This is a genomic window from Allorhizobium sonneratiae (assembly GCF_023700755.1).
Taxonomy (GTDB): domain Bacteria; phylum Pseudomonadota; class Alphaproteobacteria; order Rhizobiales; family Rhizobiaceae; genus Allorhizobium; species Allorhizobium sonneratiae.
In genome coordinates, this window is the sequence record NZ_JAMKOJ010000003.1 from 291,957 (window position 1) to 311,028 (window position 19,072).

Sequence of the window (19,072 nt, forward strand, 5' to 3'; positions counted from 1 at the left end):
GCGTTTTGGCGGATCGATCACTCAAAGACAAGTGTCTTCAGGCCTGACGGGGCCTGCGCTGATAAAAAATCAGGTCCATTTCCAGCGATGGCTTGCCCAGCACCGTCAGGATCATATGCGCCTGACCGCGATGATGGGTCTGATGGTTGAACATATGGGCCAGCGCTTCTCCCATGGGTTGATGCACAGGCTCGGGAGCGCTGACACGCGTATAGGAGAGCATGCCCGCCGTCTTTTCCGGCGTCAGTGCTGCGCAAAAATCGATCAGGCGCTGATCGGTCTCCTTCCGTGCGGCATGAAGCTCGCTCAGTGTGGCAAAGGGGCGGGCCGCAAGCTGCGCATGGCTCGGCCCCGTGCCGGTGAGACGGTAAAGCCAGATCTGGTCGGCAACGACGAGATGGGTCAAGGTGCCGAACAGCGAGTGGAAAAAAGCGCCCGTGTCACGGTTCAGCTCCTTCTCGCTCAATTCACCCGCCGCTTTATACAGCAAAGCGTTGGCCCATTGATTATATCCGGCAAACATTGTCCAGTGGTCGATCATGGCATTCTCCTCTTTTGTCCGAACCTATCATGGCTTCGGGTCAATCAAGCTGATGGCAGTCATGATTTTTTCTGATTGGATTTTTGTCTCATCCCTGTTTGATATTGAAAGCATGTCGCGTTTTATTGTCCTCAATAAAACGATAACGCATATGCGAGAAAGCAAGAACTAAAGCCTGTCGCCGTGAACGGAATTCACTGCGACAGGCTTTAGGTTCAATTGGAGAACAGATGATGGCGATCACGCTTTATTCGCTGGCAGGCGCTGATGCCGCGCGTCCCTTTTCACCCCATTGCTGGAAAGCGGTGATGGCGCTTCATCACAAAGGGCTGGCATTTACGGAAAAGCCGGTGGGCTTTACCGAGGTGCCGAAACTGGAGGGCGGTTATTCCAAGATCGTGCCGATCCTGCGCGATGAGGATACGCTGGTTGCCGACAGTTTCCAGATCGCACTCTATCTGGAAGAGACCTATCCCTATGCGCCAAGCCTGTTCGGCGGCGAGGGCGGCAAGGCCATGGCCCGCTTCGTCGAGAGTTATTCCCAGACCACCATCCATCCGCTCGTCACCCGTATTGCGATTTGCGATATTCACGCCATGCTCGGCCCGGTCGATCAGGCCTATTTCCGTGAAAGCCGGGAGAACCTGCTTGGACGGACGCTGGAAGAGTTTGCGGAAAATCGCGATCAAGCGATCGGTGATCTGGTGAATGCCCTCAAGCCGCTCAGGCATATGCTGAACCGTCAACCCTTCATTGGTGGAGATGCGCCGCTTTTTGCAGATTATATCGTCTTCGGCGCGCTGCAATGGCTGAAAGTATCGTCCGGCTCGATCTTCCTGCCGGAAGACGATCCGGTGGCGCATTGGTTCGAGCGGCTGCTCGATCTTCATGAGGGCGTCGGGCGCAAGGTGGCCTGATCCGCTTTATGACGGTGCGGTGAAATTCAGCAGACCCCCTTGTCTTCGCGAATCGGGGCGGGTAGAAACCGCCCACTTTCCCTATATTCAAAGGAAGACACGATGGCGATTGAACGCACCTTTTCGATGATCAAGCCGGACGCAACCAAGCGGAACCTGACGGGCGCGATCACCAAGATTTTCGAGGAAAACGGCCTGCGCGTCGTTGCTTCCAAGCGCGTATGGATGAGCAAGCGCGAAGCCGAAGGCTTCTACGCCGTGCACAAGGATCGCCCCTTCTTCGGCGAACTGGTTGAAGGCATGACCTCCGGCCCGACCGTTGTTCAGGTTCTCGAAGGCGAAAACGCCATCCTGAAGAACCGCGAAATCATGGGCGCCACCAACCCGGCCCAGGCTGCCGAAGGCACGATCCGCAAGCAGTTCGCGCTCTCCATCGGCGAAAACTCGGTACACGGCTCCGACGCTCCGGAAACCGCTGCTGAAGAAATCGCTTACTGGTTCGCAGCCACCGAAATCGTCGGCTGATTTTTCGACCTGTCTTGACCGATGAGAAAGCCGGAGCCGCAAGGCTCCGGCTTTTTGCGTTATGCGTGCTGATGTTATGTCTTGGCCGGGCAGCCGGTTTCCGGCGAAAAATCCGTTGTGCCGTCGGCCCTGAACACGTTCGGGTTGGGCGTATAGATCGGCCCGACCACCAGCGGTTTGCCGGGCAGGATGGTCTGGTCCAGTGTCGAGGTCATTGTTGTGTCAATGGTCTGGATCAGCTTGTCCTTGCCATCAACGATACGAATATTCACCGCATAGGGCTTGTTCTTGACGATGCAGTGAACCGGCGGGCTTTCCACGGTGATCTTGTCCCAGAAGGGGAAGATTTTTTCCCGCTTCGTCAAAGGTGCACCGCCTGCCGGATTGTCGAAACGGGCCTCGACATAGCTGTCATCGGGTAGGGGACCGTTGCGCGCCAGCGTCAGAACATAGGTCGCCTCGGCGATGCGATAGTTGAAGATGAAAATCTTGCCTGCAATCTTCAGCGGATCGTTCTTGTCCTCGCGCTGGCAGCCGGAAACCAGTGCCAGTGTCAGACAGACCATGGTGATGGCGATTTTTTTCATCGGTTATTCCCCTCTTTTAGAGCATGTCTCCATCCCAAAGGCGACTCCCGGTTTTGGGATGAAGACATGCGGAAAAACAAAGAGTTAGAGCGGCACCGTGTTTCTATGAAACACGAAGCTGCGCTTGAAGATTGTAATGGCGCCTGGCTTTGACGCGGTTGCCGCAGACCGCCATGTCGCACCACAACCGGCTTTTGTTCTTGCTGCGGTCGAGAAACAGCCAGCCGCAATGCTGGCAGATTTTCAGGGCCTGCGGCTGTTTCAGGTCGATCAGCCGCAGAGCGGAATAGGCGGTTTGCGCCTCAAGCGAATTGTCAGACGGGGCTGCCCGCAGCATGGCGGCAATGGCTGTGAGCAGGTCGGCCAGCCTCTGCCGATCCGTTTCGCCGCCTATACGCGCGCGAAAATAGCGATCTATTTCTTCACGCAGCGATAAAAATCCGGCCCGGTTATCTGAGGCGACCGGCTGTAACGGGCCGAACAGGTCGCGTTCGGCTGAAAATTCCGTGGCGGCATCGGCAAAGGCGTCAAACTGTGCCGGATCGGCAAAGCGATCGAGGCTGCGTTCCGGGTCAAAACGCAGGATGACGCTGTTGGCAACGTCCAGTGCCAGCGCACCGCCGGCGAAACGATGGGGTGTCCAGGTAAAGCTCATGCTTGCATTATAACCAGTAAAATGGTTTTTACCAGTTAGATATTTGGGATGGCAGGCATATGGCCTATTTGCTGCAACAGATCCTCAATGCGGTGCCGCAGGCGATGCTTTATGCAACGCTTGCCTTTGGCTATGCGCTGATTTTCGGCATGACGCGGCGGGTGGATATCACCTATGGGGCGCTGTTTGCCTTTGCCGGACAGATTTTCGTGCTGTTCACCGATCGCGGCTGGAGCACTTATTACTGGGTTCTGCCCGCAGCGCTCGGGCTTGGCGCCGCCGCAAGTCTTGCCTATACGCTGGGCTCGTCGGCGCTCATTGCCCGCCATGTGATGCGGCCCTTATCGAATGCCTCGTTGAATGCCGTTCTGGTGGCTTCCGTCGGGGTACTCCTCCTTCTGACGGAAACGGCACGGCTTGCCTCCGACGCACGCGAAATCTGGCTGTCGCCCTTTCTCAACCGGCGGCTGATCGTGATGCGCGATGGAGACGGCTTTGCCGCCAGCCTGACGCTCATTCAGCTTCTGAACAGTGTTTTGATGCTGGCGCTGCTTCTTGCCGGTGCCTTTGTTATGGAGCGCTCGCAGCTCGGGCGGATCTGGAAGGCGGTGTCAGATGACCGGCAGGCGGCGCGCTTTTGCGGGGTGGATACCGACAGGGTGTTTCTGGTCGCCTGTCTTGCCGCGTCCTGCATCGCCTGTTTTGCCGCCTGTCTGGCAACAAGCTATTATGGGACAATGGATTTTTCGAGTGGCCTTGTCTTCGGCGTCAAGGTGGCGCTGATTGCCGCCGCCGGTGGCCAGTCACGCCCGCTTCATGCCGCCCTTGGCGGTGTCGCGGTCGCTTTTGCCGAGACATTGTGGAGCGGTTACGGGCCGATGGTCTGGCGCGATTTTGTCGTCACAGGCGGGCTGGTTCTGTTGCTGGTTGTAAGCCGCCGCGAACGGATCATTCCCTGACGCGACTGCATAATTCCTTCAATCGGAAGCGATTTAAGGTGAAAATTATGCAGCAGATTAAAAGTGTTACAGCGAGTTTTGTGCGCCATATTGGGCGCGCGGCGCTGTAGCCCATTTCTCACGCGCCGTATCGTCGGCGTCACGAGCGGCGACCCATGTGCCGCTCCGTCCGTCCTTGCTGTGTTCCTTCTTCCAGAAGGGGGCGGCGGTCTTGAGAAAATCCATGACGAAATTGGCCCCGTCAAAGGCGGCCTGCCGATGGCTGGCGGCGGCAATCACCAGAACGATCCGCTCGCCTGCGGCAATGCGACCGTAGCGGTGAATGACACGAAGACCCAAAAGCGAAAACCGTGCGATGGCATCGTCACCGATCCGCGTCAGTTCGGCCTCGGCCATGCCGGGATAATGTTCAAGCTCCAGCGCATCGAGGTGGCCCTGCTCATCCCGGCACAGTCCGGTAAAGGCGACAAGCGCGCCGATATCCTTGCGGCCAGCGGTCAGCGCTTCGGTTTCTGCCTCGGTGTTGAAATCCTCGCGGCAGACCCGGATGAACGGCCTCACCATGTCAACCCCCGGTCATCGGCGGAAAGAGGCCGATTTCGCGCGCGCCGGAAATCGGCTCGTCATGCTCCACATGCTCCTGATTGACGGCAATGCGGATGGCTTTGGGAAATTGCAATGCTTCGGCATAAGCCTCGCCAAGCCCGGCGAGATAGTCGATCAGTTCGGTGCCGTTTGTCACGCTTGCCGGCAGGTCGATCTCTTCTTCACCCTTGCCGATCTTTTCCCGCACCCAGGCAAAATAGACGAGCTTGACCATCTCAATCATCCACCATGTGTTTCAATCCGGCCTTGAAGTAATCATAGCCGGTATACATGGTCAAAAGAGCCGCGATCCACAGAAGGGTGATGCCGATCTGCGTCGTGTGCGGCAGCACCTTGTCTCCGGCAGGCCCGGCCAGCAGAAAGGCCAGCGCCAGCATCTGCACCGTGGTTTTCCATTTGGCAATCCGCGTCACCGGCACGGAAACCTTCAGCTCCGCCAGATATTCGCGCAGCCCCGAAACCAGAATTTCCCGGCACAGAATGATGATCGCCGCCCAGAGTGACCATCCGGCAATGGTGCGCTCCGTATCGGCGGCCATCAACAGCAGGCAGGTGGAAACCAGAAGCTTGTCGGCGATCGGGTCCAGCATCCGGCCGATATTCGAGGTCTGGTTCCAGATGCGGGCGAGATAGCCGTCGAAGAAATCGGTGATCGAGGCGATGATGAAAATCGCCAGCGCCGCCCAGCGGGCCGAATCGGTGCTCTGCAATTTTCCCTCGAGAAAAAAGCACAACACGATCAGCGGAACGGCGACAATCCGGCCATAGGTCAACAGATTGGGGATGCTGTAAGTGCGCGATGCCATGGGTACTGTCTCTTCTGTTGGTCGGAGGATGGCGTCGAAGACGGGGTACCGTCAAGCGGCAGAAACAATTCGGTCAGATTGCCTGCCGGTAAAATTCCTGCCGATAGGAAGAATGTATAGAGTCATTCGGCCTGTCCTTCATGAAAATGGTTGTAAATTTGTCGTGCAACGGCCTCGGAAATCCCGTCAACGGCGGTGAGATCGCCGATGGCGGCACGTGACACCGCCTTGGCCGTGCCGAAATGCTGAAGAAGCGCGCGCTTGCGCGTCGGCCCGATTCCGGAAATCTCATCCAGCGGGTTTTTCACCATCTCCTTCTTGCGCCTTGCCCGGTGCGAACCGATGGCGAAGCGATGCGCTTCGTCGCGCAGGCGCTGGATGAAATACAGCACCGGATCGCGCGGCGGCAGGGTGAAATCCGCCTTGCCCTCGACGAAGAACCGCTCGCGCCCGGCATCGCGGTCCACGCCCTTGGCGACACCGATGGCCGTGACGCAATCGGCAATGTCCAGCTCGTTGAGAATAGCGCGCACCGCCGTCATCTGGCCCTGACCGCCATCGATCAGGATCACATCCGGCCAGGCGGGGAAGGCGGCATCCGCACCATCTTCCGTGGCGGCGGCGGCGCTCCGGTCGGGCTTGCCTTCTTCCTTCAGCAGGCGGGAGAAGCGCCGCGTCATCACCTCGCGCATCATGCCGAAATCGTCGCCGGGGGTGATGTCGGTCGATTTGATGTTGAACTTGCGATACTGGCTCTTGATGAAGCCGTCGAGCCCGGCCACCACCATGCCGCCGACGGCATTGGTGCCCATGATATGCGAGTTGTCGTAAATCTCGATGCGGCGCGGCGTGTAGGGCAGGGTGAAGGTTTCGGCGAACCCCTGCAACAGCCGCGACTGGGAGGAGGTTTCCGCCAGCTTGCGGCCATGCGCCTCGCGGGCATTGGCCAGCACATGGCCGACCAGATCCTTCTTCTCGCCGCGCTGTGGCACCAGAACCTGTATCTTGTAGCTGCTTTTTTCCGAGAGTGCCTCGGCCAGCAGGTCCTGTTCCTCTATGGGCTCGGACAGAAGGATCTGCCGTGGACAGGGTTTGTCGTCATAAAACTGCGCCAGAAAGGCACTCAGCACGTCGGCGCCGGTCATCTGCGGATCGGCCTTGGGAAAATAGGCGCGGTTGCCCCAGTTCTGCCCGGTGCGGAAGAAGAAGACCTGAATGCAGGTGAGGCCACCCTCGTGATGGATGGCGAAGATATCGGCCTCCTCGACGCCTGCCGGATTGATGCCCTGATGGCTCTGCACATGGGATAGACCCGCCAGCCGGTCACGGAAGACGGCGGCGCGCTCGAAATCCAGATCTTCCGCCGCCTCGTTCATCGCCTTCGCCATGGCTTCCTTGACGTTCTGGCTCTTGCCGGAGAGAAAATCTCTCGCCTCGTGAACCAGCGCGGCATAATCGCCATCGGAAATTTCATGGGTGCAGGGGCCGGAACAGCGCTTGATCTGATAGAGCAGGCAGGGCCTTGTGCGGCTTTCAAACACGCTGTCGGTGCAGGTGCGCAAGAGAAAGGCCCGTTGCAGCGAATTGATCGTGCGGCCGACGGCGCTGGCCGAGGCGAAGGGACCGAAATAATCGCCCTTGCGGGCGCGCGCTCCGCGATGCTTGTAAATCGCCGGGGCACGGCTGTCGCCGGTGATCAGGATATAGGGAAAGCTCTTGTCGTCACGCAGAAGCACGTTGAAGCGCGGTCGCAGGCGCTTGATCAGATTGGCTTCGAGCAGCAGCGCCTCGACCTCGGTGCGCGTGGTGACGAATTCCATATGGGCGGTTTCGCGCACCATCCGGGTCAGGCGGTTGGAATGCAGCCGCCCCTGCGCATAATTTGTCACCCGCTTTTTCAGACTGCGGGCCTTGCCGACATAAAGCACGTCGCCTGCCGCGTTCAGCATCCGGTAGACGCCAGGGCTGTTTGGCAGTTTCTTGACGAATTCGCCGATCAGCTCCGGCCCGGTCAACCCGCTGCCATGCAGGCCGGTTTCATTCCAGTCCACGCTGGCAAGCGGCGCGGCTACGGTCTCGATGCCGTCATCCTCGTCCTCGTCTTCTGATCCGTCATAGAGAATGCCGCCTTCCGGCTGCTTCCCTGTCGTCATTCCGCAATCTCCATGCCATTGGCGCCGGGCCAGATCAGATGCTGGCCGCCGTCGAGTGCCAGCATTTGGCCGGTGATCGACGGCGTGTCAAAGAGAAAGCGAATGGTGCGGCCGAAATCGTCAAGCCTTGGTCCCTGTTTCATCGGCAGGCTGTCGATCTGCGCCTGAAAGTCGCTGGGCTTTTGCCGCTCATTGGCCAGGGTCGGGCCGGGGCCGATGGCGTTGACCCGGACTTTCGGCGCAAAGCTCTGGGCCATGGTGCGGGTGGCCGTCCACAATGCCGATTTTGAAAGCGTATAGGAAAAGAAGGTGGGTTTCAGCGCCCAGACGCGCTGATCGATGATGTTGACGATCAGGCCGGAGGTTGCCTCCGGCAATTGCCTGTAAAAACCTGCCGACAAAATAGCCGGTGCGCGCAGATGCAGATCGAAATGGGCGGCAAAGCGCTGCGAATCAAAGGCGCTGGCATCGTCTTCGAGAAAGATCGAGGCATTGTTGACCAGAAGGCCAAGCGGCCCCAGAGCCTCTGTCGCCGTGGTGATCAAGGCCTCTGTTGCATTTATGTCACGAAGATCGGCGCAAAGCGCCATGGCGCGCCCACCGGCGGAACGGATATCGCGCGCAAGGGTTTCTGCTTCGTCCCGTGAGGCGTTTGCATGAATGGCAACGGCAAAACCATGGGCCGCAAGATCCTCGGCAATGGCGCGACCGATCCGTTTGGCCGCACCGGTGATGAGGGCGGTTTTCGGGGCGGTTCCAAGGGGCGTTGTCCCGGCAGTTTCAGGAGTGGTCATCGCATGAGGCGCAGTCACAATTCATCACCCTCTTTTCGGTCTGGCACCCAATATATGGTCGCCGGCGCCTTATTGAAGGCTGATTGTCTGCGATTCACTGTGGACTGCGGCTTTCTTTCCCGTACATGGTTGCAAGTATTGCCAAGGGTAAACAAAATAAAGCAATCTTCACCATTTGTTATCCTTAACAAAGTCCCTGTGGCGATTAAGCAACGTCTCATTTTTGCCTGCGCTGCGCCGCAAAAATATCACATTTCGGCTCTTCCAATTCCGCAATTGAACGTCAGTTTCAGTTCGAGACGGGCAGGGACATCCGTGCAAAATCTACGTGCCGATAACATGTTCTGAAAACGAACGCGGCATGTTTGTGAAAAGGAGAATTGAGTATGCGTAAATTTCTGATGATTATGCTGGCTTCCACCGCAGGTCTTGCCATGGTTGGCGGCGCTGAGGCAGCCGATGCCGTGTCTCAGATCCCGCAGGCGCCTGTTGCTGTCGACACCCCGGCTCCGGTTGTTTCCAACTGGGCTGGCGCTTATGTCGGTGGTGAAGGTACCTATACCTGGAGCCGTTCGGGCGGCCCGAACCTTGATGGTCACGCCCTCGGTGGTGCGCTGTACGGCGGTTACAACTGGCAGACCGATAAGATCGTTTACGGTGCAGAAGCCGATATGGGCTATGCTGGCGGCCATTCCGACGCCTCCGACGGTTATAGCGGCAAGGAAGGCTGGAACGGCTCTATCCGCGGTCGTCTCGGCTATGATCTGAGCCCCTTCATGGTTTATGGTACGGCTGGTCTCGCTGCTGCCGACACCAAGATCTCCAACAATGTCGGTTCCGACAGCAAGACGGCCTTCGGTTACACGGTTGGTGCCGGTGTGGAAGCCATGGTGACCAAGAACATCACCACCCGCATCGAATATCGCTACACCAACTACGGCAACAAGAACTACGATATCGGCAACACCAGCGTTTCGCGCGGTTTCGACGACCAGAGCGTCAAGGTTGGTATCGGCGTCAAGTTCTGATCCTTCAGCATCGTTACAAAAAACCCGCCGGAGCGATCCGGCGGGTTTTTTTATGGGACGCTATTTTTTCAAGCCTGTGGCCGCAACGTTTGATACTGCTCGAATTTTTCGGCAAAGCGGGCGGGCCATGCCGTCAGTTCCACGCGGCCATCTTCCCATTCGCCGGGAAAGCGCAGCATGAGATAGCCAATGAGGCCTGCCATGGCGAAATGGCCGCCATTCAGCTTCTTGCCCGTTTTCGGCATATTTGCATTGAGATGGTCAAGGCCGCGCGTGACTTTTTCCCATTGCCGGTCGATCCAGGGCTGATGCACCTTTTCCGGCGGATGGCTGCGCTTTTCATAGACGATCGCCAGCAGGCAGTCGGTGATTCCGTCAGCCAGCGCTTCCAGCACTTCCGCCTCGGTGCGCTTTTCGGCCTTTTTCGGGTAAAGGCCGCCATCGGACACGCGGTTCAGATACTGCATGATGGCGCGGCTGTCATAAATCGCCTGACCCTCATCGGTGATCAGCGTCGGGATCTTGCCGAGCGGATTGTTCTCGACCAGTTCAGCCGGATTGGCATTGGTGTCAACCTTGATTTCCTCAAGCGTGATGCCGACATGGCGGGCGGCCATGCGCACCTTGGAGGAGTAGGGGGAGGCGGGGGCGTAAAGCAGTTTCATGGGGCTCGGTCCTGTGGTCATTGATGGCTATTCTTCGCCACGTAGCCAGAAACAGCGCTGCGAGGCGAATCGATCCTGTGCAAGCACACGCTTCAACTCGGGCAGAAGCGCATGCAGTTCCTCTTTCAAGGTAAACGGCGGATTGACGATGATGAGGCCGGTGCCGCTCAGCCCCGTCGTGTCGCGGTCGCTTTTCACCGAAAGCTCGGCGCAGAGCATTTTGGTGATCCCGCTCTCCTGCAATGCCTCGTGGAAGGCGGCAATCGGCGCGCCTTTCTTGATGGGATACCAGAGACAATAGACCCCGGTGGAAAACCGTCTATGGGCTTTGGCAAGGCCGTCTGCCAGCCGCTCATATTCCCCCTCCAGCTCGAAGGGCGGATCGACCAGCACGATACCGCGCTTTTCCTTCGGCGGCAGATGGGCACCCAGCGCCAGCCAGCCATCAAGTTCGGTCACCCGCACCTGAAAATCGCCTTCGAACTGGCGCGACAGTGCCCGGTAGTCCGCGGGATGCAGTTCCATGGCCGACAGCCGGTCCTGCGGGCGAAACAGAAGCCGCGCCAGCTTCGGTGAGCCGGGATAAAGCGTCACACCGCCTTGCGGATTAAGGCTCCGAACCGCATCGAGATACGGTTTGAGCACAGTTTCAGCCTCGGCAGACAGCGGCTCGGACAGCAGCCTGCCGATGCCGTCCTGCCATTCGCCTGTCTTTTGCGCTTCTTCCGACGAGAGATCGTAAAGCCCGATCCCGGCATGGGTGTCGAGCAGGCGGAAGGCCTTGTCCTTCTGCTGCAGATAGGTGATCAGCCGGGCGAGAACCGCGTGCTTGAGAACATCGGCAAAATTGCCCGCGTGATAGATATGACGGTAATTCATCAAGGCTTCCGATTGCTGTGATGATTTTCTGGAATGGGGCTTTTTGCGCTCAGATACTTGGCCTATAGCTTGAAGCCATGAACGAGCTGCGCCCCCTCCATAAATCCACCATTGGTCATACGGCCTGTCCGCATGACTGTCCATCCACTTGCGCGCTGGAGGTCGATCTCGGCCCGGATGGGCGCATCGGCCGCGTGCGCGGCGCAAACGCCAACAGCTATACGGCGGGCGTCATCTGCGCCAAGGTTGCCCGTTATGCCGAGCGGCTCTATCACCCGGACAGGCTGTTGACGCCGACGCGCCGCAGTGGGGCAAAGGGCGATGGTCAATGGCAGGAGATTGGCTGGGACGACGCGCTGGACGAGATCGCCAATGCCTTCGTCAAGGCGGAAGCGGCTTATGGCAGCGAGGCGGTCTGGCCGTATTTTTATGCCGGCACCATGGGCCAGGTGCAGCGCGATTCGATCGAGCGGCTGCGGCACGCGAAGAAATATTCCGGCTTTTTCGGCTCGATCTGCACCAATCTCGCCTGGACGGGCTATGTCATGGGCACCGGGGCTTTGCGCGGGCCGGACCCGCGCGAGATGGCGGTGTCCGATTGCGTCGTCATCTGGGGCACCAATGCGGTTGCCACCCAGGTCAATGTCATGACCCATGCGATCAAGGCGCGCAAGGAACGCGGCGCGAAGATCGTCGTCATCGATATCTATGACAATCCAACGATGAAACAGGCCGATCTTGGCCTGATCCTGAAGCCCGGCACCGATGCGGCGCTCGCCTGTGCGGCCATGCATATCGCCTTTCGCGATGGTTATGCCGACCGGGCCTATATGGAGACATTCGCTGACGATCCCGCAGGTCTTGAAGCGCATCTCAGGAACAAGACACCGGAATGGGCTGCCGCCATCACCGGGCTCTCCGTCGAGGAAATTGAGACCTTCGCCAAACTCGTTGGCCAGACGAAAAAGAGCTTCTTCCGTCTGGGCTATGGCTTTACCCGCAGCCGCAATGGCGCGGTCTCCATGCATGCGGCGCTGTCGCTCGCCACGGTGCTGGGCAGCTGGCAATATGAGGGCGGTGGGGCCTTTCATTCCAACAATGATATTTTCCGCATCAACAAGGCCGCGTTGATGGGCACGGCCTATGCTGATCCCGATATCCGCATGCTCGATCAATCTCAGATCGGCCGGGTGCTGACCGGCGACGCCGAGGCCTTGCGCCATCGCGGCCCGGTGACGGCGATGCTGATCCAGAACACCAATCCGGTCAATGTCGCGCCGGAGCAGCGGCTGGTGAAACAGGGCTTTCTGCGGGATGATCTTTTCGTTGCCGTGCACGAGCATTTCATGACGGAAACGGCAGAGCTGGCCGATATCGTGTTGCCCGCCACCATGTTCGTCGAGCATGACGATATCTATCGCGGTGGTGGCCAGAGCCATATTCTCATTGGCCCGAAGCTGGTGGAGCCGCCGCAGACGGTGCGCACCAATCTCTATGTCATCGAGGAACTGGCCAAACGTCTTGGCGTTGCCGATTATCCCGGTTTCGGCCTGAGCGAACGCGCGCATATCGAGCATATGCTCAAGGCCAGCGGCAGGCCGGATTTGAGCTTCTTCGAGCAGGAAAAGTGGCTGGACTGCCAGCCGGAGTTTGAAGAGGCGCATTATCTCAAGGGCTTTGCCCAGCCGGACGGAAAATTCCGCTTCCGGCCCGACTGGGCGGGCGCGCCCGCACCGAACCGTCCGCCCAAATCCATCGGGCTTCTGGGGCCGGTTGCCAGCCTGCCGGACTTTCCCGATCAGGTCGATGTGATCGAGCTTGCCGATGAAGACCATCCTTTCCGGCTGGCAACCTCGCCGGCGCGCAATTTCCTCAATTCCACCTTTGCCGAGACGAAAACCTCGGTGGCCAAGGAGGGCAGGCCGGAGGTGATGGTCAATCCCGAGGACGCCGCAAGGCTGGGGCTTGTTTCGGGCGATATCGCCCGGCTTGGCAATCGTCGCGGCGTCTTGCGCATTCATGTGCGGGTCACGCAAGAGGTGCGGCCCGGTGTGCTGGTGGCGGAAGGGTTGTGGCCGAACAAGGCGCATCTGGATGGCGAGGGCATCAATGTGCTGACCGGTGCCGATGCGCCAGCACCCCATGGCGGTGCGGCCTTTCACGATAACAAGGTTTTTATGGAAAAAGCATGAGCAAGTTCGACAGCACCCGCATCGAGATCGTCGAGGACAAGACCCTGTGGAAGGGCTGGAGCCATTTGCGCAAGATGTCCTTCGATTATACGCCTGCCGACGGCGACACCCGCCGCATTAGCTGGGAAGTCTTCGATCGCGGTCATGCGGTGGCGCTTTTGCTCTATCATCCGGTCAAGAAAACCGTGATTCTGGTGCGGCAGTTCCGCATTCCGGCCTATCTCATGGGTGACAGGCCCTTTCTCTTGGAAGTGCCGGCCGGCATGGCCGACGGACAGGCCCCGGATGTTGCCGTCACCCGCGAAGCGCTGGAGGAAACCGGCTTCGGCATCGACAAGCCGCAATTCCTGTTCTCCACCTATATGTCGCCGGGTGCGGTAACGGAGAAAATCCATTTCTTCTTTGCCGAAGTGACCGATTCGCAGAAAGTTGCCGAGGGCGGTGGGCTCGATGAGGAAAACGAGGATCTGGAAATGGTCGAACTGCCGCTTGCCGAGGCCTATGCCATGATAGGTCGCGGCGAGATTGTCGATGCCAAGACTGTTATGCTCTTGCAATGGGCAGCGTTGAACCTGATGGCATCGAAACTCTGAAAACAGCGATTGTCGTTAGAGGTTGTCAGGGAAAAGTGGAATCCGGTTTTGCGTCCGGAAATGCGCAAAAACAAAGAGTTAGAGTGCTTCCGTGTTTCTGTGAAACAGTGAGGCGCTCTGATGCGGCAAATTGGCTCTTGTAATATATACGATATACAATTATATATATCGTATATTGAAGAGGATCGAAGCCATGTCGCACGCACTTTCCCAGACCCTGACAATTGGCCCGCAACTGACGGCGGCAGAGATTGCCGCTTTGCCGGAGCAGGGCTACAAGGCCGTGATCAACCTGCGCCCGGACGCAGAAGAGGGCGCACTTGGCAACAAGATAGAGCGTCGTGCTTCTGACGATGCGGGTCTTGCCTATCGGTTTCTGCCTGTCACCATGGACGGTATAACCGAGGCCGATATCGATGCATTTCGTGTGCTCACCGCAGAAAACGGGCCGGTTTTTGCCCATTGCGGCACGGGCAGGCGGGCGCTGATGCTTCACGTTCTGGCCTCTGTTCTCGATGGCCGCATGAGTGAGGCCGAGGTGCTGCCCTATGGCGCACAATACGGCATGGATTTGCAGCCCGCCCTGGACTGGCTGGCGCGCCATGCGACAAAGACCCCGCAGGTGAAAGGCTTTTTCGACCCTCGCACCTGGAGCGTGCAATATGTCGTTTCAGATCCGAAGACAAAGCTGTGCGCCATCATTGATCCGGTTCTGGATTATGATGAAAAATCCGGCCAGACCTCGACGGAAAATGCCGACCGTATTCTCGCCTATATCGCGGAAAAGGGACTGACGGTGGAGTGGATCCTCGACACCCACCCCCATGCCGATCATTTTTCCGCCGCGCATTATCTCAAGGGGAAAACCGCTGCGAAAACCGCCATCGGCGATCATGTCGTCGATGTGCAGGCGCTGTGGAAGGGGCTTTATAACTGGCCGGAACTGGTGACGGACGGTTCGCAATGGGATCATCTCTTTCATCATGGTGAGACCTTCAAGCTCGGCGCCATCGATGCCAAAGTGCTGTTTTCGCCCGGCCATACGCTGGCCTCGATCACCTATGTCATCGGCGATGCCGCTTTCGTTCATGACACGCTGTTCATGCCCGACAGTGGCACGGCGCGGGCCGATTTTCCCGGCGGCGACGCCCATATGCTCTGGCGCTCGATGGCCGATATTCTGGCGCTGCCGGATGACACCCGGATTTTCACCGGCCATGATTATCAGCCGGGCGGGCGTCAGCCGCGCTGGGAAAGCACGGTGGCCGAACAGAAAGCCGCCAATCCGCATATCGCCGGGGTGAGCGAGGAAAGCTTTGTGGCGCTGCGTCAGGCGCGTGACCGCACATTGCCGATGCCGAAGCTGATCCTGCATGCGCTTCAGGTCAATGTGCGCGGCGGCCGCCTGCCGGAACCGGAAAATAACGGTCGCCGTTATCTTAAAATTCCACTGGATACTTTGGAGGGAGCGGCATGGTAAATCCCCTTGACGATCTTGCGCTGAAGCCGGAGATGACGCCCGAATTCATGAGCGAACGGGCGGCAGAAGTCTCGGGCCATCTGAAAACGCTCGCCCATCCGGTTCGTCTCATGCTGGTCTGTACGCTGGTTGGCGGCGAATATTCCGTCGGCGAGTTGGAGGAGCGGCTCGACATTCACCAGCCGACGCTTTCCCAGCAACTGACCGTGCTACGCGATGCCGGGATTGTCGAGACCCGGCGCGATGGCAAGCAGATCTTCTATCGTCTGACGGAAGCCAAGACCCGTCAGTTGATTGCAGCGCTGTTCACGATCTTCTGCGCCTGAGGAGACCGATCATGGTCCATTATCTTTTCTCGCTGCTCGGCGGCATGCTGATCGGCCTGTCTGCCATCCTGTTCCTGATCCTCAATGGCCGGATTGCCGGGATCAGCGGCATTGTCGGACGTCTGGCCGAGGGCGCAAGCCCCTGGATCAACGGCGCTTTTGTCATCGGCCTGATGCTCGGGCCGGTCCTTTATCTGGCCCTGACCGGGGCATGGCCGGCAGTCACCATCACCGCCAGCCTGCCGCTGGCCATTGCCGCGGGTCTGCTCGTCGGTTTCGGCTCGCGCATGGGCTCCGGCTGCACCAGTGGCCACGGGGTGCTGGGACTTGCCCGGCTCTCGCCACGCTCCTTCGTCGCCGTCATCACCTTTCTGGCGACGGGGGTTGTAACTGTCACTCTGCTGCGTGGGAGCCTCTGATGAAAACCGTTTTCTCCCAATCGCTTGCCGCGCTTTTCTGCGGCGCCGTCTTCGGTTTCGGCCTGTCGCTCTCCGGCATGCTGGACCCGATGCGGGTTCAGGGTTTTCTCGATATTTTCGGGGCCTGGGACCCAAGCCTGATCTTCGTCCTCGGCGGTGCGGTGGTGGTGGCCTTTATCGGCATGGTCTTTGTGCGGCGGATGCGAGAGCCGGTTCTGGCGGCAAGCTTCAACATGCCGACCAAGCGCACTATCGATCTGCCGCTCGTTGCAGGCTCGGCACTTTTCGGCATCGGCTGGGGACTGGGCGGGTTTTGTCCGGGGCCGGCGCTGGCCGCCTTGCCGCTCGGTTTCGGCCTGAGTGTGGTGTTTGTGGTGGCCATGGTGATCGGCATGATCGTCCATGACCGTTTTGTTGCCGGGAGGCTTTGATGAGCACAGCTCTTTTTGCCGCGCTCGGCTCCGGCGGACTGGTGGGCTTTACGCTCGGTCTTCTGGGCGGCGGCGGCTCCATTCTGGCCACGCCCCTGCTGCTCTATGTCGTTGGTGTTGCCTCACCGCATGTTGCCATCGGCACCGGTGCGCTGGCCGTGGCGGTCAATGCGGCGCTGAATTTCGTCAACCACGCGATGAAGGGCAATGTGCGCTGGCGCTGCGGACTGGTGTTTTCCGCCTTTGGCGTTGTCGGCGCCTTTGCCGGATCGTCACTTGGCAAGGCGATCAACGGATCGCAGCTTTTGCTTGCCTTCGGCATTCTGATGGTCGTTGTCGGTGCCCTGATGCTGAAACCGCGCAAAGTGGCGGCGCAAGGCACGCGATCGGATACGCTCACCATGTGCGCGCTGACGGCGCTCACAGCCATCGCCACGGGTGCAGCCTCCGGATTTTTTGGCATTGGCGGCGGGTTTCTCATCGTGCCGGGGCTGATGCTGGCGACAGGCATGCCCATGGTCAATGCCGTCGGCACCTCGTTGATGGCGGTGACCACCTTCGGCCTGGCGACAGCGGTTAATTATTCGCTGTCAGGCATGGTGGACTGGCCGGTGGCTGGCGAATTCATCGCTGGCGGTCTTGCCGGTGGTTTGATCGGCACGCTGCTCGCCACAAAACTCGGCCAGTCGAAAAACACCCTGAACCGTATTTTTGCCGGGGTGATTTTCGTGGTGGCCGTTTATATCATCTATAAGAGTGTCGGCCAGATCGTTACAGGCTGATCAGGCGTGCATCCGCGGCTGTAACAGCCTTGTCACGGGTAACGCTTCCGTCATCCAGCATGCGCACCACCCCTTCCGCCACCTGTTTGAGGACGAGCGGATAGCTCAGATGTTCCACGGTCAAAACCCGGGCGGCAAGGCTGTCTGCCGTGTCGCCCGGCAGGACCGGGACGGCGGCCTGGGCGACAATCGGGCCTTCATCCATGCCTTCGGTGACGAAATGCACCGTGCATCCGCTGATCCGCATCCCGGCGTCCAGCGCCCGCTGATGGGTGTGCAGCCCGGGGAAAAGCGGCAAAAGCGAGGGATGAATATTGAGAATGCGGCCCTCATAGCGGCGGATGAAATCACCGGAGAGAATGCGCATATAGCCGGCGAGACAGATGAAATCCGGCTTTACCTCATCCAGTGCCGCAAGGATTGCCGCTTCATGCTCTGCCTTGCTGGCATAATCCTTGCGGGCAAAGGCCGCAGTTTCAATGCCAAGGGCGGCAGCCTTTGCAAGACCTTGAGCCTCCGGCTTATCGGAGATGACCGCAACGATCTCGGCCGGAAAATCAGGGGCTTGTGCTGCTTCGGCGAGTGCCAGCATGTTGGAGCCGGTGCCGGAAATCAGCACGGCAATCCGCTTTTTTTTATCACTCACAGGCCGAGCACTCCCTTGTAGACGGTGCCGGGTGCACCGTCTTCCCGGGCAATCATCCGGCCAAGACGGGACACCGTTTCACCTTCTGCGGTGAGGATGGCCGCAACCGCATCGGCGTTTTCCGGTGCCACGACGACGATCATGCCGACGCCGCAATTGAAGGTACGCAGCATTTCGTTTTGCGCCACGCCGCCGATTTTGGAAAGCCAGGAGAAGACGGGCGGAACGGTGACGGCGGCAAGATCGATTTCGGCGGCCAGATGTTTCGGCAGCACGCGCGGAATGTTTTCCGGAAAACCGCCGCCGGTGATATGGGCAAGCGCCTTCAGCGCCTTTGTCTCGCGGATGGCTTTCAGCAAGGGTTTGACATAGATACGGGTGGGCGTCAGCAGTGCCTGCCCCAGCGTCTGCCCTTCGGCAAAGGGGGCGGGCGCATCCCAGCCAAGACCGGAAAGGGTGACGATCTTGCGCACCAGCGAAAAGCCGTTGGAATGCACGCCGGAGGAGGCAAGGCCCAGAATCACATCGCCTTCGGCAATATCGCCGGCGGGCAGAAGTTCGCCGCGCTCGGCTGCCCCCACGGCAAAACCGGCCAGATCGTAATCGCCGCCGGAATACATGCCGGGCATTTCCGCCGTCTCGCCGCCAATCAGCGCGCAGCCCGCCTCGCGGCAGCCCGCGGCAATGCCGCCGACAATGGCAGCCCCCTGTTCGGGATCGAGCTTGCCGGTGGCAAAATAATCCAGAAACAGAAGCGGTTCGGCACCTTGTACCACAAGATCGTTGACGCACATGGCAACGAGATCGATGCCGACCGTGTCATGCAGATTGGCGTCAATGGCGATTTTCAGCTTGGTGCCCACACCGTCATTGGCGGCCACCAGGATCGGGTCCTTGAAGCCTGCGGCCTTCAGATCGAACAGTCCGCCAAAGCCGCCGATCTCGCCATCGGCGCCGGGGCGGCGGGTGGAGCGCACGGCAGGCTTGATCTTTTCCACCAGCAGGTTTCCGGCATCGATATCAACGCCCGCATCGCTATAGGTCAGGCCGTTTTTTCCGTGCTGGCTCATGGTGTTTCTCCGCTCACT

Annotated in this window: 23 protein-coding genes; 11 read left to right on the forward strand and 12 right to left on the reverse strand. The window is 59.1% G+C overall.

Features of this window, described 5'->3' with window-relative positions; genetic code table 11:
• Positions 1-37: 37 nt before the first annotated feature.
• Positions 38-541, reverse strand: a complete 504-nt coding sequence (locus NAC44_RS06985) for a DinB family protein (protein ID WP_250939473.1) — start codon at positions 539-541, stop codon at positions 38-40.
• A gap of 233 nt (positions 542-774) precedes the next feature.
• On the opposite strand from NAC44_RS06985, the gene NAC44_RS06990 reads away from it, so the two are divergent.
• Both NAC44_RS06990 and ndk read left to right on the forward strand, forming a co-directional pair.
• Positions 775-1,458, forward strand: a complete 684-nt coding sequence (locus tag NAC44_RS06990; protein WP_250939475.1) for a glutathione S-transferase family protein — start codon at positions 775-777, stop codon at positions 1,456-1,458.
• A gap of 102 nt (positions 1,459-1,560) precedes the next feature.
• A complete protein-coding gene (gene ndk, locus NAC44_RS06995; RefSeq protein ID WP_250939476.1) occupies positions 1,561-1,983 on the forward strand; it encodes a nucleoside-diphosphate kinase in 423 nt (140 codons plus the stop codon).
• A gap of 74 nt (positions 1,984-2,057) precedes the next feature.
• Here the strand turns inward: ndk and NAC44_RS07000 are convergent, their stop codons facing one another.
• On the reverse strand, positions 2,058-2,570 hold the full coding sequence (locus tag NAC44_RS07000; protein WP_250939478.1) for a hypothetical protein: 513 nt from the start codon (positions 2,568-2,570) through the stop codon (positions 2,058-2,060).
• 103 nt (positions 2,571-2,673) lie between these two features.
• The gene (locus tag NAC44_RS07005; RefSeq protein ID WP_250939480.1) at positions 2,674-3,225 is read right to left on the reverse strand and encodes a CGNR zinc finger domain-containing protein; all 552 of its coding nucleotides are present in this window, start codon (positions 3,223-3,225) and stop codon (positions 2,674-2,676) included.
• Between the two features lie 59 nt (positions 3,226-3,284).
• On the opposite strand from NAC44_RS07005, the gene NAC44_RS07010 reads away from it, so the two are divergent.
• On the forward strand, positions 3,285-4,184 hold the full coding sequence (locus NAC44_RS07010) for a branched-chain amino acid ABC transporter permease (protein ID WP_250939482.1): 900 nt from the start codon (positions 3,285-3,287) through the stop codon (positions 4,182-4,184).
• Positions 4,185-4,250: 66 nt separating this feature from the next.
• On the opposite strand, the gene NAC44_RS07015 is transcribed toward NAC44_RS07010, so the two are convergent.
• The 5 genes from NAC44_RS07015 to NAC44_RS07035 all read right to left on the reverse strand — a co-directional run bounded on the left by NAC44_RS07015 (position 4,251) and on the right by NAC44_RS07035 (position 8,543).
• On the reverse strand, positions 4,251-4,748 hold the full coding sequence (locus NAC44_RS07015; RefSeq protein WP_250939484.1) for a molybdenum cofactor biosynthesis protein MoaE: 498 nt from the start codon (positions 4,746-4,748) through the stop codon (positions 4,251-4,253).
• 1 nt (position 4,749) lies between these two features.
• Complete coding sequence (gene moaD / locus NAC44_RS07020) at positions 4,750-5,004, reverse strand: molybdopterin converting factor subunit 1 (RefSeq protein ID WP_250939917.1); 255 nt, start codon at positions 5,002-5,004, stop codon at positions 4,750-4,752.
• 1 nt (position 5,005) lies between these two features.
• A complete protein-coding gene (gene pgsA / locus NAC44_RS07025) occupies positions 5,006-5,596 on the reverse strand; it encodes a CDP-diacylglycerol--glycerol-3-phosphate 3-phosphatidyltransferase (protein WP_250939486.1) in 591 nt (196 codons plus the stop codon).
• Between the two features lie 122 nt (positions 5,597-5,718).
• A complete protein-coding gene (gene uvrC / locus NAC44_RS07030) occupies positions 5,719-7,749 on the reverse strand; it encodes an excinuclease ABC subunit UvrC (protein ID WP_250939487.1) in 2,031 nt (676 codons plus the stop codon).
• Entirely contained in the window at positions 7,746-8,543 is a 798-nt protein-coding gene (locus tag NAC44_RS07035; protein WP_250939520.1) for an SDR family oxidoreductase, read from the reverse strand. Before NAC44_RS07035 ends, uvrC begins: the two co-directional genes overlap by 4 nt.
• Before the next feature lie 386 nt (positions 8,544-8,929).
• Between NAC44_RS07035 and NAC44_RS07040 the strand changes: the two genes are divergently transcribed.
• Positions 8,930-9,571: an outer membrane protein gene (locus NAC44_RS07040; RefSeq protein ID WP_250939522.1), complete on the forward strand. Its 642-nt coding sequence runs from the start codon at positions 8,930-8,932 to the stop codon at positions 9,569-9,571.
• Positions 9,572-9,639: 68 nt separating this feature from the next.
• On the opposite strand, the gene NAC44_RS07045 is transcribed toward NAC44_RS07040, so the two are convergent.
• A complete protein-coding gene (locus NAC44_RS07045) occupies positions 9,640-10,236 on the reverse strand; it encodes a glutathione S-transferase (protein ID WP_250939524.1) in 597 nt (198 codons plus the stop codon).
• Positions 10,237-10,263: 27 nt separating this feature from the next.
• Complete coding sequence (locus NAC44_RS07050; protein ID WP_250939526.1) at positions 10,264-11,115, reverse strand: 23S rRNA (adenine(2030)-N(6))-methyltransferase RlmJ; 852 nt, start codon at positions 11,113-11,115, stop codon at positions 10,264-10,266.
• Positions 11,116-11,192: 77 nt separating this feature from the next.
• Here NAC44_RS07050 and NAC44_RS07055 point away from each other — a divergent pair, with 77 nt between their 5' ends.
• The 7 genes from NAC44_RS07055 to NAC44_RS07085 all read left to right on the forward strand — a co-directional run bounded on the left by NAC44_RS07055 (position 11,193) and on the right by NAC44_RS07085 (position 17,338).
• Positions 11,193-13,307, forward strand: coding sequence for a molybdopterin-containing oxidoreductase family protein (locus NAC44_RS07055; RefSeq protein ID WP_250939528.1), 2,115 nt, complete (start codon positions 11,193-11,195; stop codon positions 13,305-13,307).
• A complete protein-coding gene (locus tag NAC44_RS07060) occupies positions 13,304-13,900 on the forward strand; it encodes an NUDIX domain-containing protein (protein ID WP_250939530.1) in 597 nt (198 codons plus the stop codon). The genes NAC44_RS07055 and NAC44_RS07060 overlap by 4 nt, the downstream gene beginning before the upstream one ends.
• Before the next feature lie 193 nt (positions 13,901-14,093).
• The gene (blh, locus tag NAC44_RS07065; RefSeq protein WP_250939532.1) at positions 14,094-15,380 is read left to right on the forward strand and encodes a bifunctional sulfur transferase/dioxygenase Blh; all 1,287 of its coding nucleotides are present in this window, start codon (positions 14,094-14,096) and stop codon (positions 15,378-15,380) included.
• Positions 15,374-15,706 (forward strand): sulfite-sensing transcriptional repressor BigR, encoded by a 333-nt coding sequence (bigR, locus tag NAC44_RS07070; protein ID WP_250939534.1) that lies wholly within the window; start codon positions 15,374-15,376, stop codon positions 15,704-15,706. Before blh ends, bigR begins: the two co-directional genes overlap by 7 nt.
• Before the next feature lie 11 nt (positions 15,707-15,717).
• Positions 15,718-16,125 carry a YeeE/YedE family protein gene (locus NAC44_RS07075; protein ID WP_250939536.1) on the forward strand — a complete coding sequence of 136 codons (408 nt, stop codon included), beginning with the start codon at positions 15,718-15,720 and terminating at the stop codon, positions 16,123-16,125.
• Positions 16,125-16,556 (forward strand): YeeE/YedE family protein, encoded by a 432-nt coding sequence (locus NAC44_RS07080; protein ID WP_250939538.1) that lies wholly within the window; start codon positions 16,125-16,127, stop codon positions 16,554-16,556. Before NAC44_RS07075 ends, NAC44_RS07080 begins: the two co-directional genes overlap by 1 nt.
• On the forward strand, positions 16,556-17,338 hold the full coding sequence (locus NAC44_RS07085; protein WP_250939540.1) for a sulfite exporter TauE/SafE family protein: 783 nt from the start codon (positions 16,556-16,558) through the stop codon (positions 17,336-17,338). Before NAC44_RS07080 ends, NAC44_RS07085 begins: the two co-directional genes overlap by 1 nt.
• Here the strand turns inward: NAC44_RS07085 and purN are convergent.
• A complete protein-coding gene (gene purN, locus NAC44_RS07090; RefSeq protein ID WP_250939542.1) occupies positions 17,328-17,984 on the reverse strand; it encodes a phosphoribosylglycinamide formyltransferase in 657 nt (218 codons plus the stop codon). The two genes, NAC44_RS07085 and purN, sit on opposite strands and share 11 nt — an antisense overlap.
• Entirely contained in the window at positions 17,981-19,054 is a 1,074-nt protein-coding gene (gene purM, locus NAC44_RS07095) for a phosphoribosylformylglycinamidine cyclo-ligase (protein WP_250939544.1), read from the reverse strand. Before purM ends, purN begins: the two co-directional genes overlap by 4 nt.
• Between the last annotated feature and the right edge of the window lie 18 nt (positions 19,055-19,072).

Bases quoted from the DNA above. Each gene is read 5' to 3' on its own strand.
- NAC44_RS06985 (WP_250939473.1), bottom strand. From the start codon at position 541: ATGATCGACCACTGGACAATGTTTGCCGGATATAATCAATGGGCCAAC.
- NAC44_RS06990 (WP_250939475.1), top strand. From the start codon at position 775: ATGGCGATCACGCTTTATTCGCTGGCAGGCGCTGATGCCGCGCGTCCC.
- ndk (WP_250939476.1), top strand. From the start codon at position 1,561: ATGGCGATTGAACGCACCTTTTCGATGATCAAGCCGGACGCAACCAAG.
- NAC44_RS07000 (WP_250939478.1), bottom strand. From the start codon at position 2,570: ATGAAAAAAATCGCCATCACCATGGTCTGTCTGACACTGGCACTGGTT.
- NAC44_RS07005 (WP_250939480.1), bottom strand. From the start codon at position 3,225: ATGAGCTTTACCTGGACACCCCATCGTTTCGCCGGCGGTGCGCTGGCA.
- NAC44_RS07010 (WP_250939482.1), top strand. From the start codon at position 3,285: ATGGCCTATTTGCTGCAACAGATCCTCAATGCGGTGCCGCAGGCGATG.
- NAC44_RS07015 (WP_250939484.1), bottom strand. From the start codon at position 4,748: ATGGTGAGGCCGTTCATCCGGGTCTGCCGCGAGGATTTCAACACCGAG.
- moaD (WP_250939917.1), bottom strand. From the start codon at position 5,004: ATGGTCAAGCTCGTCTATTTTGCCTGGGTGCGGGAAAAGATCGGCAAG.
- pgsA (WP_250939486.1), bottom strand. From the start codon at position 5,596: ATGGCATCGCGCACTTACAGCATCCCCAATCTGTTGACCTATGGCCGG.
- uvrC (WP_250939487.1), bottom strand. From the start codon at position 7,749: ATGACGACAGGGAAGCAGCCGGAAGGCGGCATTCTCTATGACGGATCA.
- NAC44_RS07035 (WP_250939520.1), bottom strand. From the start codon at position 8,543: ATGACCACTCCTGAAACTGCCGGGACAACGCCCCTTGGAACCGCCCCG.
- NAC44_RS07040 (WP_250939522.1), top strand. From the start codon at position 8,930: ATGCGTAAATTTCTGATGATTATGCTGGCTTCCACCGCAGGTCTTGCC.
- NAC44_RS07045 (WP_250939524.1), bottom strand. From the start codon at position 10,236: ATGAAACTGCTTTACGCCCCCGCCTCCCCCTACTCCTCCAAGGTGCGC.
- NAC44_RS07050 (WP_250939526.1), bottom strand. From the start codon at position 11,115: ATGAATTACCGTCATATCTATCACGCGGGCAATTTTGCCGATGTTCTC.
- NAC44_RS07055 (WP_250939528.1), top strand. From the start codon at position 11,193: ATGAACGAGCTGCGCCCCCTCCATAAATCCACCATTGGTCATACGGCC.
- NAC44_RS07060 (WP_250939530.1), top strand. From the start codon at position 13,304: ATGAGCAAGTTCGACAGCACCCGCATCGAGATCGTCGAGGACAAGACC.
- blh (WP_250939532.1), top strand. From the start codon at position 14,094: ATGTCGCACGCACTTTCCCAGACCCTGACAATTGGCCCGCAACTGACG.
- bigR (WP_250939534.1), top strand. From the start codon at position 15,374: ATGGTAAATCCCCTTGACGATCTTGCGCTGAAGCCGGAGATGACGCCC.
- NAC44_RS07075 (WP_250939536.1), top strand. From the start codon at position 15,718: ATGGTCCATTATCTTTTCTCGCTGCTCGGCGGCATGCTGATCGGCCTG.
- NAC44_RS07080 (WP_250939538.1), top strand. From the start codon at position 16,125: ATGAAAACCGTTTTCTCCCAATCGCTTGCCGCGCTTTTCTGCGGCGCC.
- NAC44_RS07085 (WP_250939540.1), top strand. From the start codon at position 16,556: ATGAGCACAGCTCTTTTTGCCGCGCTCGGCTCCGGCGGACTGGTGGGC.
- purM (WP_250939544.1), bottom strand. From the start codon at position 19,054: ATGAGCCAGCACGGAAAAAACGGCCTGACCTATAGCGATGCGGGCGTT.